The organism is Mesorhizobium sp. WSM4308 (assembly GCF_002294905.1).
GTDB lineage: Bacteria > Pseudomonadota > Alphaproteobacteria > Rhizobiales > Rhizobiaceae > Mesorhizobium.
On the sequence record NZ_NSFW01000022.1, the window covers coordinates 55,636 to 71,549 of the forward strand.

The 15,914-nt window shown below is 62.3% G+C and carries 16 protein-coding genes; 9 read left to right on the forward strand and 7 right to left on the reverse strand.

The features are described from left to right. Window positions 1-98 precede the first annotated feature (98 nt). Window positions 99-602, reverse strand: a complete 504-nt coding sequence (locus CK227_RS31235; RefSeq protein ID WP_095775368.1) for a histidine phosphatase family protein — start codon at window positions 600-602, stop codon at window positions 99-101. Between the two features lie 246 nt (window positions 603-848). On the opposite strand from CK227_RS31235, the gene dksA reads away from it, so the two are divergent. Next, the gene (dksA, locus tag CK227_RS31240; RefSeq protein WP_010909647.1) at window positions 849-1,265 is read left to right on the forward strand and encodes an RNA polymerase-binding protein DksA; all 417 of its coding nucleotides are present in this window, start codon (window positions 849-851) and stop codon (window positions 1,263-1,265) included. A gap of 151 nt (window positions 1,266-1,416) precedes the next feature. On the opposite strand, the gene CK227_RS31245 is transcribed toward dksA, so the two are convergent. Continuing rightward, complete coding sequence (locus CK227_RS31245) at window positions 1,417-2,160, reverse strand: flagellar biosynthetic protein FliO (RefSeq protein WP_095775369.1); 744 nt, start codon at window positions 2,158-2,160, stop codon at window positions 1,417-1,419. 328 nt (window positions 2,161-2,488) lie between these two features. On the opposite strand from CK227_RS31245, the gene CK227_RS31250 reads away from it, so the two are divergent. Further along, complete coding sequence (locus CK227_RS31250) at window positions 2,489-5,065, forward strand: PAS domain-containing sensor histidine kinase (protein WP_095775370.1); 2,577 nt, start codon at window positions 2,489-2,491, stop codon at window positions 5,063-5,065. Window positions 5,066-5,154: 89 nt separating this feature from the next. Then, window positions 5,155-5,868, forward strand: coding sequence for a DeoD-type purine-nucleoside phosphorylase (locus CK227_RS31255; RefSeq protein ID WP_095775436.1), 714 nt, complete (start codon window positions 5,155-5,157; stop codon window positions 5,866-5,868). 124 nt (window positions 5,869-5,992) lie between these two features. On the opposite strand, the gene CK227_RS31260 is transcribed toward CK227_RS31255, so the two are convergent. After that, window positions 5,993-6,181 carry a hypothetical protein gene (locus tag CK227_RS31260; protein ID WP_095775371.1) on the reverse strand — a complete coding sequence of 63 codons (189 nt, stop codon included), beginning with the start codon at window positions 6,179-6,181 and terminating at the stop codon, window positions 5,993-5,995. A gap of 39 nt (window positions 6,182-6,220) precedes the next feature. Then, entirely contained in the window at window positions 6,221-6,628 is a 408-nt protein-coding gene (locus CK227_RS31265; RefSeq protein WP_095775372.1) for a hypothetical protein, read from the reverse strand. Window positions 6,629-6,969: 341 nt separating this feature from the next. Between CK227_RS31265 and urtA the strand changes: the two genes are divergently transcribed. From urtA to CK227_RS31295, 6 genes are all read left to right on the forward strand, one after another. Then, window positions 6,970-8,250, forward strand: a complete 1,281-nt coding sequence (urtA, locus tag CK227_RS31270) for an urea ABC transporter substrate-binding protein (protein ID WP_245318325.1) — start codon at window positions 6,970-6,972, stop codon at window positions 8,248-8,250. Between the two features lie 107 nt (window positions 8,251-8,357). Next, entirely contained in the window at window positions 8,358-9,971 is a 1,614-nt protein-coding gene (urtB, locus tag CK227_RS31275) for an urea ABC transporter permease subunit UrtB (protein WP_095775374.1), read from the forward strand. Continuing rightward, window positions 9,968-11,203, forward strand: coding sequence for an urea ABC transporter permease subunit UrtC (gene urtC, locus CK227_RS31280; protein WP_095775375.1), 1,236 nt, complete (start codon window positions 9,968-9,970; stop codon window positions 11,201-11,203). Before urtB ends, urtC begins: the two co-directional genes overlap by 4 nt. Before the next feature lie 5 nt (window positions 11,204-11,208). Then, on the forward strand, window positions 11,209-11,955 hold the full coding sequence (gene urtD, locus CK227_RS31285) for an urea ABC transporter ATP-binding protein UrtD (protein ID WP_095775376.1): 747 nt from the start codon (window positions 11,209-11,211) through the stop codon (window positions 11,953-11,955). 69 nt (window positions 11,956-12,024) lie between these two features. Further along, window positions 12,025-12,720: an urea ABC transporter ATP-binding subunit UrtE gene (urtE, locus tag CK227_RS31290; RefSeq protein WP_095775377.1), complete on the forward strand. Its 696-nt coding sequence runs from the start codon at window positions 12,025-12,027 to the stop codon at window positions 12,718-12,720. A 268-nt stretch (window positions 12,721-12,988) separates the two neighbouring features. Further along, window positions 12,989-13,165 (forward strand): hypothetical protein, encoded by a 177-nt coding sequence (locus CK227_RS31295; protein ID WP_019858306.1) that lies wholly within the window; start codon window positions 12,989-12,991, stop codon window positions 13,163-13,165. A 72-nt stretch (window positions 13,166-13,237) separates the two neighbouring features. Here CK227_RS31295 and CK227_RS31300 read toward each other — a convergent pair whose 3' ends face one another. The 3 genes from CK227_RS31300 to CK227_RS31310 form a co-directional block, all read right to left on the reverse strand. Then, window positions 13,238-14,386: a GGDEF domain-containing protein gene (locus CK227_RS31300; RefSeq protein ID WP_095775437.1), complete on the reverse strand. Its 1,149-nt coding sequence runs from the start codon at window positions 14,384-14,386 to the stop codon at window positions 13,238-13,240. Between the two features lie 183 nt (window positions 14,387-14,569). Then, complete coding sequence (locus CK227_RS31305) at window positions 14,570-15,376, reverse strand: DUF72 domain-containing protein (protein ID WP_095775378.1); 807 nt, start codon at window positions 15,374-15,376, stop codon at window positions 14,570-14,572. A gap of 59 nt (window positions 15,377-15,435) precedes the next feature. Then, window positions 15,436-15,906, reverse strand: coding sequence for a GNAT family N-acetyltransferase (locus tag CK227_RS31310; RefSeq protein ID WP_095775379.1), 471 nt, complete (start codon window positions 15,904-15,906; stop codon window positions 15,436-15,438). Window positions 15,907-15,914: the final 8 nt, after the last annotated feature.

Below are 15,914 nucleotides of genomic sequence, written 5' to 3' on the forward strand. Positions count from 1 at the left end.
GGAACCCGGCTTTGAAATGGCGCCGGAAATCGATGCCGAAGCAATTCCAGGAAAGTGCGGAGCGGTTTTCCCGTCCGAAATCGCGCCAAAACAGAGAGTTAGAGATCGGCCGGTGTCAGGAACGCCTCGAGATAACCCGTTTCCTGGGCCGCTTTGGTCAGATCGTCGAGGAAACGCACGACCGCCAGGCCCGAGGTCGGGAACCCATGGTTGAGCATGGCACGCGCCGTCTCGTCGCCATCGCCTGACACTGCCATGGCAAGATCCTCCGTCATCGGATTGTGACCGATGACCAGCAGTGACCCCGGCCCGCCATGTTCCCGGATGACGCGGAGATAGCCGGCCGCGTCTTCGCTGTAGAGCGTGTCGAAAAACAGCACCTTGCCGGTGTCGGTCTGGCCGGCCAGCCCTTCGAGCGTTTCCTTGGCGCGCCGGGCGTTGGAGCACAATGTCAAATCGGGGACATAGCCACGGGAGCGCATGGCAGCGCCCATCGTCTCGGCATCGGCGCGGCCGGATGCATCAAGCGGTCGATCGAAATCGCGCATGCCGGGCAGCGCCCAGCCAGCCTTGGCGTGCCGCAACAGATAGAGCCTGCTCACCCAACCTCCGATGATGCCGAAGCCGCGGCACGATTAGCCACGAGAAGGGCGCCGCGCACAATGGCCCCTTGTTCTTCCTCGCAAAGAATCATGCGGCACTTTCTCCATCGAATCAGCGACATCTCGCCCCGACGGGTGCCGCCGGGGCACTTTAACAATTGCGTGAGTCGGTGACTGATTGCGCTTGTGCAGGCGTCGGGCGGCGAATATATAAGCGCCAAATTTGGGGCAGTTTGGGTGAGTCGAATGAACGACATCGTTACCGCCGATTACGTACCCTCCGAAGACGAGCCGTTCATGAACGAGCGGCAGAAATCCTACTTCCGCCTGAAGCTCGTCACCTGGAAAAATGACATATTGCGCGAAGCGCGCGAAACTCTCGAAATCCTGCAGCAGGAAAACGCCAACCACCCCGACCTCGCCGACCGCGCCTCTTCCGAGACAGACCGCGCCATCGAGCTCCGGGCTCGCGACCGTCAGCGCAAACTCATCGCGAAGATCGATTCGGCGCTGCAGCGCATCGACGAAGGCACTTACGGCTACTGCGAGGAGACCGGCGAGCCGATCGCGCTGAAACGGCTCGACGCCCGTCCGATAGCCACCTTGTCGATCGAAGCGCAGGAACGGCATGAGCGCCGCGAAAAAGTCTATCGCGACGACTGACGTATTGCTTCTGGACTGCATCTCAAGGCAGTTACAAGTGAAGTCATTGTCAAAAATGGCCGGGCTTTCCGGCCATTTTTGTTGGTTGTATCACAAATCCGTTGCAGCAAGCGAAAGCAAACCCCGGCCGGCGGGGCGCCTCAGGCGCCAATCATTTCTTCTGGCTTGAAAGTTCGCCTAGAAGCCTGGTCATTTCATCGTCGAGCGATTGCGGCGCCTTGGCCACCGGTTTGCCAACAGGACCACCGGAGCGCGGCTGGTCGAGCGAAACCTCCAGGTCCTTCATCAGCTCGTCGTCGATACTGCTCTGCGGTGGCGATGGCGCGTGCCTGACGGCATTGGCGTTGGCTGAGCCATAGGCAGGCAGCGGCGTGACGTTGGTCGATTGATGGGGTTGCGCCGGTTTCGGTGCGGGGGTTGGGGCTGGTGGTGGCGCTGCCGGGCGCTGGCGGGCAGGCGGCGGCGCCGCGGTCGCCGGCTGCGGCGCCGGTCGTGCCGGTGCTGGAGCCGGCTGAGGCGGCCGCGGTTTTGCCGCCGGGGCCGCGGTGGCCGGGACGGGTTGCAGACCACTATCTCCGGTCAGCGCTGGACGGCGCGGTGCGGCAAGGCGTATGTCGCGTTCGACGACGACGTCGGTCGGGCCGCCGATCAGCAGCAGATGTTCGATATCGTCGCGGCGCACCAGCACCAGCCGGCGATGGCTGTCGACGGCGGTGGCGTCCATGACGGCCAGCCGCGTCTTGCGGTTCCGGCCACCGGCGACGAACGTGCCGAAGGTCAGGTTGCGAACGAGCCTGACGATGACGAGCACGATGACCAGCAGGATCAGCGCCGCGAAGGTCCACAGGAGTGCCGCCGCATAACCAGGGCCCGCCACGCTATCCAGCCACTGCATTGGTTTCCCCTGATCGGTTTTGGAAAGTGACGCGACACTAGACCGTTGCGGCTGGCCACCGCAAGTTGCCTTTCACGCATCGTGAACAGCTTGAAACACTGGGAAGGCCGGCCGGCATCATTTTTATCTGACATTTGCCGCCCGGGCCTTTTCCGGACTGGGAGAATGTGATTCAACCGGCTAAAGCGGGTCGCGCTGAAGCGGATTCACGCGAGGCGCGCTAGGGCCTTGTTTTTGTGCATGTCGTTTTCCCAAAACCGAAGTCACTTTTGGGCGACATGCATCAGGGGCGGGTGTCGGAACGTCGGACTTCACGAGCAGGGGGCATATGGCCAAGGAAGCGCGCGGCGATTTCTATCCGGTACCGATCGTCGACCAGAACACGCGACCGGGCGCGGTCACCCGGCTCATCATCTTCATCGTCGTTCTGACGGGGGCCGCGATCGTCTTCGGCCTGTTCCGCGAGCGCCTCGGGGACCCCTTCCTGCTCGGCATGCTTGGCGTGCTGGCGATGATCGGCGTCGGCTTCCTGTTTGCGACCGCGATCGGCTTCGTGCAGGTCACGCCGCGCTCGACCGGCGATGAACTGTCCAAGGCTTTCGTCGATTCGATGGCGCAGGGCCTGCTCGTGACGGACACCAAGGGCCGCGTCGTCTACGCCAACCGTGCCTATGCCGACATGACCGGAGCTTCCTCGGCCGCCGACCTCAAGACGGTCGAAGGGCTGCTTTCGGATGTTCCCGAGGCCTCGGTGACGATTTACCGGCTGGCCTCCGGCCTGCGTGACGGGCAGCCGGGCGACGGCGAGTTTCGGCTGGCGCAGTCGATCCGGCCCGGCGCCGAACCGGGCGCCCGCTGGTACCGGGCGCGCGCCCGCACCTTCAACGTTCCGGGCCAGCGCTTGCCGATGCTGGCCTGGCAACTCGCCGACATTTCGCAGGAGCGGGCCGAGCAGGAGCGTTTCTTCCTCGATCTGCAGAAGGCCATCGATCACCTGGACCACGCCCCGGCCGGCTTCTTTTCCGCCGACCAGGACGGTCGCGTCACCTACATCAACGCCACGCTCGCGGAGTGGCTGGGCATCGATCTTGCCAGCTTCACACCCGGCGCGGTGACCTTGCCGGATATCGTTGCCGGCGACGGCATGGCTTTGGTGCGCTCGGTCAAGGCCGACCCCGGCACGACGCGCAACGCGGTCATCGATCTCGATTTGACGACGATGACGGGAGAGGCGCTGCCGGTGCGCTTCATGCATCGCGTTTCGGCCAGCCGCGAAGGTGTCGGGGGTCCGACACGCACGATCGTGCTCAACCGCACGCAAGGCGAGGATGCCTCGGCCGATCTGCGCGCCTCGGAAGTGCGCTTCACCCGCTTCTTCAACTCGACGCCGATGGCGATCGCGGGTGTCGATGCCAGCGGGCGCATCCTGCGCACCAACGCCCCCTTCCTGTCGCTGTTTTCCTCGGTCGTCGACCGGGACGCCGTGGATCGCCGTGTGCGGCTCGATACGGTGATCCACGAGCGAGAGCGTCCGGCCTTTGCCGCCGCATTCGAGAAGGCCCGGCAGCGGCAGGCCGACATCGAGCCGATCGACACCGTGCTGCCCGGCAACGAGGAGCGGCACATCCGTTTCTACGTCAATGCCGTCGCCGACGGCACCGGCGGCGAGGGCGCAGAGGAATCGGCCATCGTCTACGCCGTCGAGACGACCGAGCAGAAGGCGCTCGAAGGGCAGATGGCGCAAAGCCAGAAGATGCAGGCAGTCGGGCAACTCGCGGGCGGCATCGCCCACGACTTCAACAATGTGCTGACCGCCATCATCATGGCGTCGGACCTCCTTTTGACCAATCACCGGCCGTCGGACCCGTCCTTCCCCGACATCATGAATATCAAGCAGAACGCCAATCGGGCGGCTTCACTGGTCAGGCAGTTGCTGGCCTTCTCGCGCAAGCAGACGCTGCGGCCGGAGGTGCTGAACCTCACCGACGTGCTCGCCGATCTCAGGATGCTGCTTGCCCGCCTGGTCGGCAACGACATCAAGCTGAAGATCGACCACGGCCGGGACCTGTGGCCGGTCAGGGTAGATATCGGTCAGTTCGAGCAGGTGGTGGTCAATCTGGCGGTCAATGCGCGCGACGCTATGCCCGCCGGCGGCGATCTCACCGTGCGCACCCGCAACGTCACCGCCGAGGAGTGCAAGACCTTCTCCTATCGCGAACTGGCCGCGGCCGACTATGTCGTGGTCGAGGTCGAAGACACCGGCAGCGGCATCGCGCCGGATGTGCTGAAGAAGATCTTCGAGCCGTTCTTCACCACCAAGGAGGTCGGCAAGGGCACGGGCCTTGGCCTGTCCATGGTCTACGGCATCATCAAGCAGACCGGCGGCTTCATTTTCTGCGATTCCGAGGTCGGCAAGGGATCGACCTTTCGCATCTTCCTGCCGCGTCATATCGCGGAAGCGAAAAAGGCGGCCGAACCCGGGGAAACCCCGAGTGCCGCGCTGGTCAAGCCGGTCGACAGCACCAAGGACCTGTCGGGGTCAGCCACGGTGCTGCTGGTCGAGGACGAGGATGCCGTGCGCATGGGCGGCATGCGGGCGCTGACCTCGCGTGGCTATACGGTGCATGAGGCATCCTCCGGCGTCGAGGCGCTGGAAGTCTTCGAAGCCCTGGGCGGCAAGGTCGACATCGTCGTTTCGGATGTCGTCATGCCGGAAATGGACGGGCCGACCCTGCTTGGCGAGTTGCGCAAGCGCCAGCCGGATATCAAGTTCGTGTTCGTGTCCGGTTATGCCGAGGACGCCTTCGCCAGGAACCTGCCGGCCGACGCGCATTTCGGCTTCCTGCCGAAGCCGTTCTCGCTCAAGCAACTGGCGACGATCGTCAAGGATATGCTGGAGTCCTAATTTAGTTTTCTCCAATGGTCTGCCTTGCACAACGCCCCGACAGCGCCATGATTGCGCGCGAGGGCCAGGCGGGCTTGGGGGAGCGGCGATTGACGCCACACATAGAGGCAGGCAAGGGCGATTACGCCGAAACGGTGCTGTTGCCGGGCGACCCGCAGCGCGCCGAATGGATGGCGCAGACATTTCTCGAGGCGCCACGCTGCGTCAATCGCAGGCGGGGTGCTTTCGGCTTTACCGGCCTTTATCGCGGCCGGCCCATCAGCATCCAGGCAACGGGTATCGGGGTTTCGTCGTTCCTGATCTATACCCATGAATTGCTCGACTATTATGGCGCCCGAACATTGATCCGCACCGGGACCTGCGGCGGCCTGGGCGCCGAGGTAAAGCTGCGCAGCCTGGTGATCTCGCAATCGGCACGGCCGGAAAACAAGCAAAGCGGCCAGGTCTTTGGCCTTTATGACGCTGACGCCGGCCCGGATCCGGCGTTGCTCTCCTGCGCCTTGGCCAAGGCAGCAGAACTCGGCATCGACCACCATGCCGGCCCGACAGTCTGCACCGACATATTCCATCATCCTGAAACGCACACCCGATATGCCGAGGCAAGGGCACTCGGAGCGCTGGCCGTGGATATGGAGACCAGCGCGCTCTATCGCGTCGCGGCGCATTTCGGCGCGAGGGCGTTATCGCTGCTGACCGTCGTCGACAATCTGGTTACCGGCGAACAGGCCGACTATTCCGAGCGCCAGGCGCTTTTCACCGATATGAGCCGGCTGGCGCTCGAGGTTGCCGCAGCGGCGCGCTAAAGCGCTTCCGGTGAAAGCAGAATCGCCTTCAAGCAGTTCGGCGTGACCGTCGCCGGTGATTGCCGTCCTCCCGGACCGCTGTGCGGAGCGCGCCAGGCGCTCCGCATTTTTTGTCGGATATAGGTCAGGCGCCGACCGGCAGGCCGTCCATGCGGCGGATGGCGACCACTGACGGCCTCGGCGGCTGGCCGTCCCTGAAATCGGGCCACAATGTTTGCGCCTTGTCGAGCGTCTCGGCGTCTTCCGCGGGGTGCTGGACCGACAGGAACAAGGTCGTGCCATCCGGCGTGAGATGACACGAGAAGGCGGACACGGCTTGCGGGCCGTACGGCGGCGCCGTTCCAGGGCAGGCCTACGGATTGCTCCGCCGGGTGCAGGTCGAGGCGGTGAAGGCGCCGTCGGGTTGCTTCATGATGATGTCGAAGGAGGGCGGGTTCTGGCCATCCAGCGTTGCCTGGGTCATCGACAGCGAGTTGCCGCCCGTGGTGTAGCCGCCGAGCGGTCCCAGCCAGGAGATCTGGCCGTTTGCATTCATCTGATAATTGTAAGCCTGCTGGGCGGTTCCGAAGGTTACCGGGCCTGTATAGACGTTCCCCTTGACCGTGATGTCGCCGAGGTCGAGGAACAAGCCGAGCAGGTAGACTTCGCAGTGATAGGTGCCGTCAGGCATCTTGCCGTCGCTGAAGTCGGCCTGTGCGGCGCCGGTCGCTGCCGCCAGAAGCGCTATGCCGATAAAAATGCGTGAAATCAGGGATGTCATGACGTCGCTCGGTTGAGCAGAGAGCTTGCCCTATTTTTGCGCTGTGCTGCAACTTCATAGCCCCACCTCGCACGTTGAGGCCAAAATCTAGGCATTTGGCGAAATTGGGCAAAAATTAGGCAGATGCTAAATGCGCTGCGCAAATTTCTCTCAACCAATTTTTAACCGGCTCTCTTTGATTTGTTCAAACTAATATAATAAACGCTTGATAATGCCTGGTTATTTGCCGTTTTTCAGCATCCCGGCAGCGGTTGGCATGGGGGTTGCATTGTATTGTTGCGGTGCAATCAACCAGCGTGGGAGACTTCCGTATGAGGGGTAATTTCTCGACAATAACAAAAATGTTTTCGGCGAGCGTCGTTGCCGCCGGCCTGTTGATGTCGGCTCCCGCCAGGGCGGCCGACGATACGATCAAGGTCGGCATTCTCCATTCGCTGTCGGGGACCATGGCGATTTCGGAGACGACGCTGAAGGACGCCATGCTGATGCTCATCGATGAGCAGAACGCCAAGGGCGGCCTGCTCGGCAAGAAGCTTGAAGCCGTCGTCGTCGATCCGGCTTCCAACTGGCCGCTGTTCGCCGAAAAGGCGCGCGAGCTGATTTCGAAGGACAAGGTCGCGGCGGTGTTCGGCTGCTGGACCTCGGTGTCGCGCAAGTCGGTGCTGCCGGTGTTCTCCGAGCTCGACAACATCCTGTTCTATCCCGTCCAGTATGAGGGCGAGGAAAGCGAGCGCAACGTGTTCTACACGGGTGCGGCTCCGAACCAGCAGGCCATTCCGGCCGTCGACTATCTGATGAGCAAGGACGGCGGTTCGGTGAAGCGTTGGGTGCTGGAAGGCACCGACTACGTTTATCCGCGTACCACTAACAAGATCCTCGAGGCCTATCTGAAGTCCAAGGGCGTCGCTGCCGAAGACATCATGACCAACTATACGCCGTTCGGCTTCTCCGACTGGCAGACCGAAGTTTCTGCGATCAAGAAGTTCGGTTCTGCCGGCAAGAAGACCGCCGTCGTTTCGACCGTCAATGGTGACGCCAACGTGCCATTCTACAAGGAACTCGGCAACCAGGGCATCAAGGCCGAGGACATTCCGGTCATGGCCTTCTCCGTCGGTGAGGAAGAGCTTGCCGGTCTCGACACCAAGCCGCTGGTCGGCCATCTCGCCGCCTGGAACTATTTCGAGAGCGTCAACACGCCCGAGAACAAGAAGTTCATCTCCGATTGGCACAAGTTCATCAAGAACAACAAGCGCACCACCAACGACCCGATGGAAGCCCATTATATCGGCTTCAATATGTGGGTGAAGGCGGTTGAAAAGGCCGGCACCACCGATCCGGACAAGGTCATCGATGCCATGATCGGCGTTTCGGTGCCGAACCTGACCGGCGGCTATTCGACGATGATGCCAAACCACCACATCACCAAGCCGGTGCTGATCGGCGAAATCCAGGCCAATGGCCAGTTCGAAACGGTTTCGAAGACACCGGGTCTGGTGATGGGCGATGAATGGTCCGATTACCTGCCGGATTCCAAGGACCTGATCTCCGATTGGCGCAAGCCTCTGTCCTGCGGCAACTTCAACGTTGCTACCGGCAAGTGCGGCGGCAAGGGAACGAACTGACCTCCCAGGTCTGGACTGTTGGGTCCATGACCAGACCGCAGCGTCCGGACGGTTTCCTCCGCCGTCCGGACGTCCAATTCAAACCTTCAAGGGGTTAACATAAGCCGATGACCTTGATCCGCGCGGGCCTGACACTGCTGTTCCTGCTGACGACGCTGTCGTCTTCGGGCGCCGCGGAAGCCGACCTGCGTGGCATCATCGCCAAGTTCGCTACGGTAATGGACTTTTCTGAGACGGGAGCTGTCGTCCAAGAATTGACAGCCACAGGGGATTCCGCTGTCGAACGGCCGCTTGCTGCATTGGCTGACGGCAATCTTTACATTCGCACCGCCGACTCGATGGTTTTTGTCGGCAAGGAAGGCGATGAAGGCGTCCAGCTTTTTGACCCGCTGAGCGGCGAGGCAGCTGGCGAGGCCTCCGAGGACGACATAACCAAGATCACTGTCAACAACACCTTGCGCCGCGCCATCCGTGATGCATTGGGCACGTTGACGCTTGGTTCCAAGGATCCGACCGTTCGCATCGCCGCGGCCGACACCATGTTCAAGACACCGGACGCCGCCAATATCGAACCGCTCGACGCAGCGATCGCCAGTGAAAGCGTGGCGAGCGTCAAGGCTTTGCTCGAGCAGGCGCGTGGCGCTTCCATACTGGTTTCAGACAAGCCTGATGCAGACAAGCTCGCCGCAATCGCGCTGATCGGTGCGCGTGGCGACCGTAATGCGGTTTCGCTACTCACCTCCGTCGAGGCCAACGCCTCCGGAGCGGTCAAGGAAGCGGCGACGGCCGCAATCGCAAGCATTAATTCAACGCTCGCCATCTGGGATGCCGGGCAGAACATCTGGTACGGCATTTCGCTAGGGTCGGTGCTGCTGCTCGCGGCGATCGGGCTCGCCATCACCTTCGGCGTCATGGGCGTCATCAACATGGCGCATGGCGAGATGGTCATGCTCGGCGCCTACACGACCTTCGTTGTCCAGCAAGTGATCCGCACATCCTTTCCCGGCCTGTTCGACTGGTCGCTGGTCATTGCGCTGCCGCTTGCCTTCCTGGTCGCCGCACTCGTTGGCCTCGCCATCGAACGCGGCGTCATCCGCTTCCTCTACGGACGGCCGCTGGAGACGCTGCTGGCGACCTGGGGCGTGTCGCTGATCCTGCAGCAGGCGGTGCGCTCGATCTTCGGGCCGACCAACCAGGAGGTCGGCAACCCCTCCTGGATGTCGGGTTCGTTCGATATCGGCCAGCTGGCCATCACCTGGAACCGGCTGTGGATCCTGGTCTTCGCGCTCACCGTCTTCGGCGTCCTGCTCTATGTGATGAAGCGCACGCCCTGGGGACTGCAGATGCGCGCCGTCACCGCCAACCGCCACATGGCGGCCTCGATGGGCATCAGGACGCCATGGGTCGACGCGCTGACCTTCGCGCTCGGATCCGGCATCGCCGGCATTGCCGGTGTCGCGCTTAGCCAGATCGACAATGTCTCGCCCAATCTCGGCCGCGGCTACATCATCGACAGCTTCATGGTCGTCGTCTTCGGCGGCGTCGGCAATCTCTGGGGCACGCTGGTCGGCGCCTTTTCGCTGGGCATCGTCAACAAGTTCCTCGAGCCTTATGCCGGCGCCGTGCTCGGCAAGATCGTCGTGCTGGTGCTGATCATCCTGTTCATCCAGAAGCGCCCGCGCGGCCTGTTCGCCCTCAAGGGCAGGGCGGTGGAAGCATGATCACGGGACGCTTCTTCGCCGCCGGCGCCGACCGCCGCATCGCCATCACCATCTTCATCCTGCTGGCCGCGGCCATTATCGTGCCGCTGCTCAACCTTGCGGTGTCGCCAACCAGCGCCTTCTACGTCCCGGCCTATATCGTGGCGCTGACCGGCAAATATCTCTGCTATGCGCTGCTGGCGCTCGCGCTCGACCTGGTCTGGGGCTATTGCGGCATCCTTTCGCTCGGCCACGGCGCCTTCTTCGCGCTCGGCGGCTATGCGATGGGCATGTATCTGATGCGCCAGATCGGTTCGCGCGGCGTCTATGGCAACCCGATCCTGCCTGATTTCATGGTGTTCCTGAACTACAAGGAATTGCCGTGGTTCTGGCATGGCTTCGATCATTTCTGGTTTGCGGCGATCATGGTGCTGGCGGTGCCCGGCCTGCTCGCCTTCGTCTTCGGCTGGTTCGCCTTCCGCAGCCGCGTCACCGGCGTCTATCTCTCCATCATCACCCAGGCGATGACCTATGCGCTGCTGCTCGCCTTTTTCCGCAACGATATGGGTTTCGGCGGCAATAACGGCCTGACTGATTTCAAGGACATTCTTGGTTTCAACGTGCAAGCCGACGCAACGCGTTCGGCGCTGTTCGCCGCCAGCGCGGTGATGCTGGCGCTCGCCGTGTTCATCACCTGGGCGATCGTCGGCTCCAAATACGGCAAGCTCCTGATGGCGGTGCGCGATGCCGAAAGCCGCACGCGCTTCCTCGGCTGGCGGGCGGAGAATGTGAAACTGTTCGCCTTCACCGTCTCGGCGGTCATGGCCGGCATTGCCGGCGCGCTCTATGTGCCGCAAGTCGGAATCATCAATCCCGGCGAGTTCGAACCGTCCAATTCGATCGAGGTGGTGATCTGGGCCGCCGTCGGCGGACGTGGCACCATTGTCGGGCCGATCATCGGAGCGCTGCTGGTCAATGCCGGCAAATCCTGGTTCACCGGCGTGCTGCCGGAATTGTGGCTGTTTGCGCTGGGCGGCCTGTTCGTTGCCGTCACCTTGCTCTTGCCAAAGGGCATCATCGGCATGTGGGACAGCTGGGGCGGCAATGCGAAGGCGTTGCGCGCGGCCTCCGCCGCTGAAGAGGCCGCCACCAAGGTTGCAATGCCGTCCGCGACCTCGAAGCCCGCTCGCTCGCCGGCGAGGAATCCGGGCGAATGGTCCTTGTCCGACCCTGAACCGCAGGCGGCGGAGTAGCGACCATGAGCAAGTCGAACACCATGCTCTATCTCGACGGCGTCTCGGTCTCCTTCGACGGTTTTCGCGCCATCAACAATTTGTCGCTCGTGCTCGACAAGGGCGAGATGCGCGCCATCATCGGCCCCAACGGCGCCGGCAAGACGACGATGATGGACATCGTCACCGGCAAGACGCGGCCCGACGAGGGCGAAGTGTTCTTCGACGGCCAGGTGGATCTCACCAGGCATGACGAGGCCGAGATCGCCATGATGGGCATAGGGCGCAAGTTCCAAAAGCCGACGGTCTTCGAAAGCCACACGATCGAGGACAATCTGATGCTGGCGCTGAAGGGGCCGCGTTCGATCTTCCCGGCGCTGTTCAACCGCCGCTCTGCGGCCGAGGCGCGGCAGATCGACGACATTCTCGGCATTATCCGGCTGGGCAACAAGCGCCACGAGCTGGCCGCCAATCTCAGCCACGGCCAGAAACAGTGGCTGGAGATCGGCATGCTGCTGGCGCAGGATCCGAAGCTGCTTTTGGTCGACGAGCCGGTCGCGGGCATGACCGATGCCGAAACCGAGGAGACGGCGCGGCTGCTCAAGGACATTGCGCGCGACCATTCCGTCATCGTCGTCGAGCACGACATGCATTTCGTTCGCGAACTCGGCGTCAAGGTCACCTGCCTGCACGAGGGCTCGGTGCTGTCGGAAGGCACACTCGATTTCGTCTCGGCCGACGAGCGCGTCGTCGAAGTCTATCTGGGGAGATGACCATGGTCTGGCGGGTGCAGTTTCATCGCTTCGGTCTGTCGTTTCTCCGGTTCTGGAGAAGGCGCTGACATGCTCGAAGTTTCCAACGCCACGCTCCACTACGGCGCCGCCCAGGCGCTGCGCGGCGTTTCGCTGAAGGCGGGTGCCGGCAAGATCACTTGCGTGCTCGGCCGCAACGGCGTCGGCAAAACCAGTTTGATGAGATCGATCGTCGGCCACCACCGGCTGACGAGCGGAAGCGTTGCCTTCGAGGGGAAGGCGCTCGACCGGAGCGCGGCGTATGACCGCGCCCGGTCGGGCATCGCATTCGTGCCGCAGGGCAGGGAGATCTTTCCCCTGCTCACGGTGCGCGAAAACCTGGAATCGGGTTTTGCGCCGTTGAAGCGTGCCGACCGCAATGTGCCGGCGCATGTCTTCGAGCTGTTTCCAGTGCTGAAGCAGATGCTCGGCCGCCGTGGCGGTGATCTTTCGGGCGGTCAGCAGCAGCAGCTCGCCATCGGCAGGGCGCTGGTGATGCGGCCGAAGCTGCTGGTGCTGGATGAGCCCACCGAGGGCATCCAGCCATCGATCATCAAGGACATCGGCCGCGCCGTCCGCTATTTGCGCGACCAGGCTGGTATCGCGGTGCTGCTGGTCGAACAATATCTCGACTTCTGCCGCGAGCTTGCCGACGAGGTCAATATCATGGACCGGGGCCAGATCGTCCATACTGGACCGGCGGAAGATTTAGACCGGGCTGATGTGCGAAAGTTTCTTACCGTCTAGAATCGGTGCTGGACTTCAGCTGACGATCCAAAGTCCTTGGCAAGTCGAATATTTCTTTCATCCAGCGATCCTCGTCTCTGGCGCGCCAGAGGCGGCATGCTAGTCCTTTTGTTGGCTTTGTGAGTCGGCCGCTTCCGTATCAGTCTGGTTATCGCAGATCGAGGGCGCGGCGAAGGCCGGCAAGTTCCACGCAAGCAAGGCTTCCTAGCTTCTCTCCTGCGATCTTTGTCGTTCAAACGCGTTTGGGCACACAGGCTAAGGGACAGCCATGGAACGTTTCGTCGAGGACTACCAGAAGCGGCGGCTTACCGAACGGGTCGATATCATCGCGGCCATCAACATTTTGAGGTCACAGGGCTGCGAATATGACGACCTGATCGAGGAGATCACCAAGGTGTTCTACGTCGACCTCGATACTTTCAATGAAATCGTGATGGCGGCATAGAGCAGCTTTCGCCCATCCAATAGAGTCGCTTTCGCCCATCCAATAGTCACAGCTCGGCATTGATAAGCGCGGTCAGCTCGCGCGCCGGAACGCAGAGGCGGTGACGCGGTTGCGGCCGCCGCGCTTGGCGTCGTAAAGCGCCTTGTCGGCGGCGCTGAGCACCTTGTCGAAGCTGAGCCCCTCTTTGCTGCCGAATGCAAAACCGGCACTGACCGTGCATCTCAGGGAGCCGGTTTCGGTCTCTATCTGGCGTGTCGCGAAGGCGGTTCGGATGCGCTCCGCCGCGCCCTCGACCGTTTCCGGCAAGGTGCGCTTCAACACCAGCGCGAATTCCTCGCCGCCCATGCGCGCGGCAACGTCGGTCTGGCGAAGATTGCCGGCGAGTTCGCTCGCAAATACCTTCAGCACCTCGTCCCCGGCCGCGTGGCCGAACTCGTCGTTGATGGCTTTGAAATTGTCGAGATCGAAGACGACCACGGCGGTAAAGGCACCGACCGGGAGATGGCTATGCATGTCGAACAGTGCGCGCCGGTTGAGCAGGCCGGTCAAGGGATCGGTGAGCGCGTTGCGGCGGTGGTGTCTCGCCAGGCGCCCCTGATTGAGCGCAAGGGACAGGGCGCCAATGCCCGTCATACTGGCGATGACGACAATGAGGCTCAGTTCCTCGGCCCAGTTGCTTGGTGCATGGCCGAGAACCAGCTTGCCGTCCCATGCCAGGACCGCCGCGCACAGCATGAAGGAAACGGCGGTGGCCGAGTAGAGCGTGGTGATGCCGACCGTCAGGGCAGGGGCTTCGTCGCGGCCGCGCCAGTATTCGAATGCCGTCGCGAACAGGAGCAAGGCGGCGAACAGGTTCTCGAACATGAAGCCAAGGCCATCATAACCCAGAGCCATGGGGGGCAGCGTCACTGCCAGTGAAACACAGCCCAACAATGCTCGCGGCAGCGGCGAGCCGCCGGTTCTGAACTGGTGGGCCGCAGCCAGCATGGTTGAGAAACCGAGCAGCAACAGGGCAAGGGCGGCGATGCCGAGCAAGCGCCCGGGCATGTCGATATAGGCGTCATAGACAAAGATATCGCCGACCACGAATACCAGGCTGATCGCCCATGTCAGCAGGAACCGTTCCGTGCGGGCGGTCAGCCACATGCCGAACAATGTCAGGCTCAGGCAAGCAGCGGAGAAACCGACAGCCAGCAGAAGTGAAGTGTAGTCGAGCGACATGCCCCTCTTTCCCTGCCGGCGGCGGCTCCAGCTCTGCAGCTTGGCGTCGCCGCATACATGCAGCAAGGAAGTGTCGATAAGGTTACGATCGTGGCGAAGATGCCCGGGAATAGGCGCTTTGCTACGCGCAAAACGCATAGATGATGCACTTACAGCATGTAGCCGAACAACAACGAATGCTTGTCAGCCGGCTATGCGCTTCATCAGCGCCATCGCCCCGAACGGTGCGCGCACTTTGCCCTCGGTGATGAAGTAGACGAACACGTCGCGCGGCTGAACAGGCGCGTCGGTGGCGGGATCGGCGCGTCGCAAATCGGCCGGCTGCTTGCCTTCAGCCCATGTCTTTGCCCGCGCCGCCCACTCGTCGAGCCCCTTCGGCGTGTAGCAATCGGGATTGTCGTCCGATCCGGTCTGCAGTCGTGCGTAGACGAAGTCGCCGGTGACGTCGGCGATATCAGGATATTTGGCATGGTCGGCATAGACGATCGCCGCCTTGTATTTGCGGGCAAGTGCCGCGAATTCCGGCACGATGAAACTGTCGTTGCGGACTTCCAGCGCATGGCGCAGCGCGACACCGTCCTGTTTCTCCGGCAGCAGTTTCAAAAAAGCTTCGAAATCGTCCGGATCGAACTTTTTCGTCGGCGCGAACTGCCACAGGATCGGGCCGAGCTTGTCGCCGAGCGCGGCAACGCCGGAGCCGAGGAAGCGCATCATCGATTCACCGGCCTCGCCCAGCACGCGGCGGTTGGTGACGAAGCGGTTGCCCTTCAGCGAATAGACGAAACCGTCCGGCGCCTCGCTTGCCCATTTGACGAAGGTCGGCTCCTTGAAGCTGGAATAGTAGGTGCCGTTGACCTCGATGCTCGGCACCTGCCGGCTGGCGTAGTGCAGTTGCTTGGCCTTCGACAATTTGTCCGGATAGAAGGACGTATCCCAGGGCTCGAAGGTCCAGCCGCCCATGCCGGAGCGGATTGTTCCCGATTTGCTCATTATCGTCCTCCCGAGTGCGGTGTCTGGCCAAATTCAGAAGTCTGGCCGCGTTCAGAAAATCAGGCCGTCGTGGTCTCGTCGACCGGCTTTGCCATGTCGACAAGCACCCATCCTGGCCGGTAGGGGTTGGGCCGGCGACCCGTTTCGCGATAGCCGTAAGCGAGATAGAGCGCGATGTTCCGCTCCATTTTCGCATTGGTGTAGAGCCGTATCTCCGGCAGGCGCCACTGGCGCGTCTGCTCGTCGGCGTGTTTTAGCAATGCGATACCGAACCCCTTGCCCTGGAAGGCGGGCGACACCGCGATGGAGAAGATCATGGCGTGATCCGCATGCCGCTCCAGTGTGAGCACTCCGGCAGGTTCGCCGCCGCTCTCCAGCAGCCAGACCTCGGCGTTCGCGATGCGCGGCGCGTAGTCTTCGGTCACCGGGATCGGCGGCGCGTCGAGCATGGCGTTGTAGCGGGCGTAGGCGGCTTGCGTCAGCGAAACGACTGTTTGGATATCACCGGCAAGCGCTCTTCTGATTGTCATCCAAACAC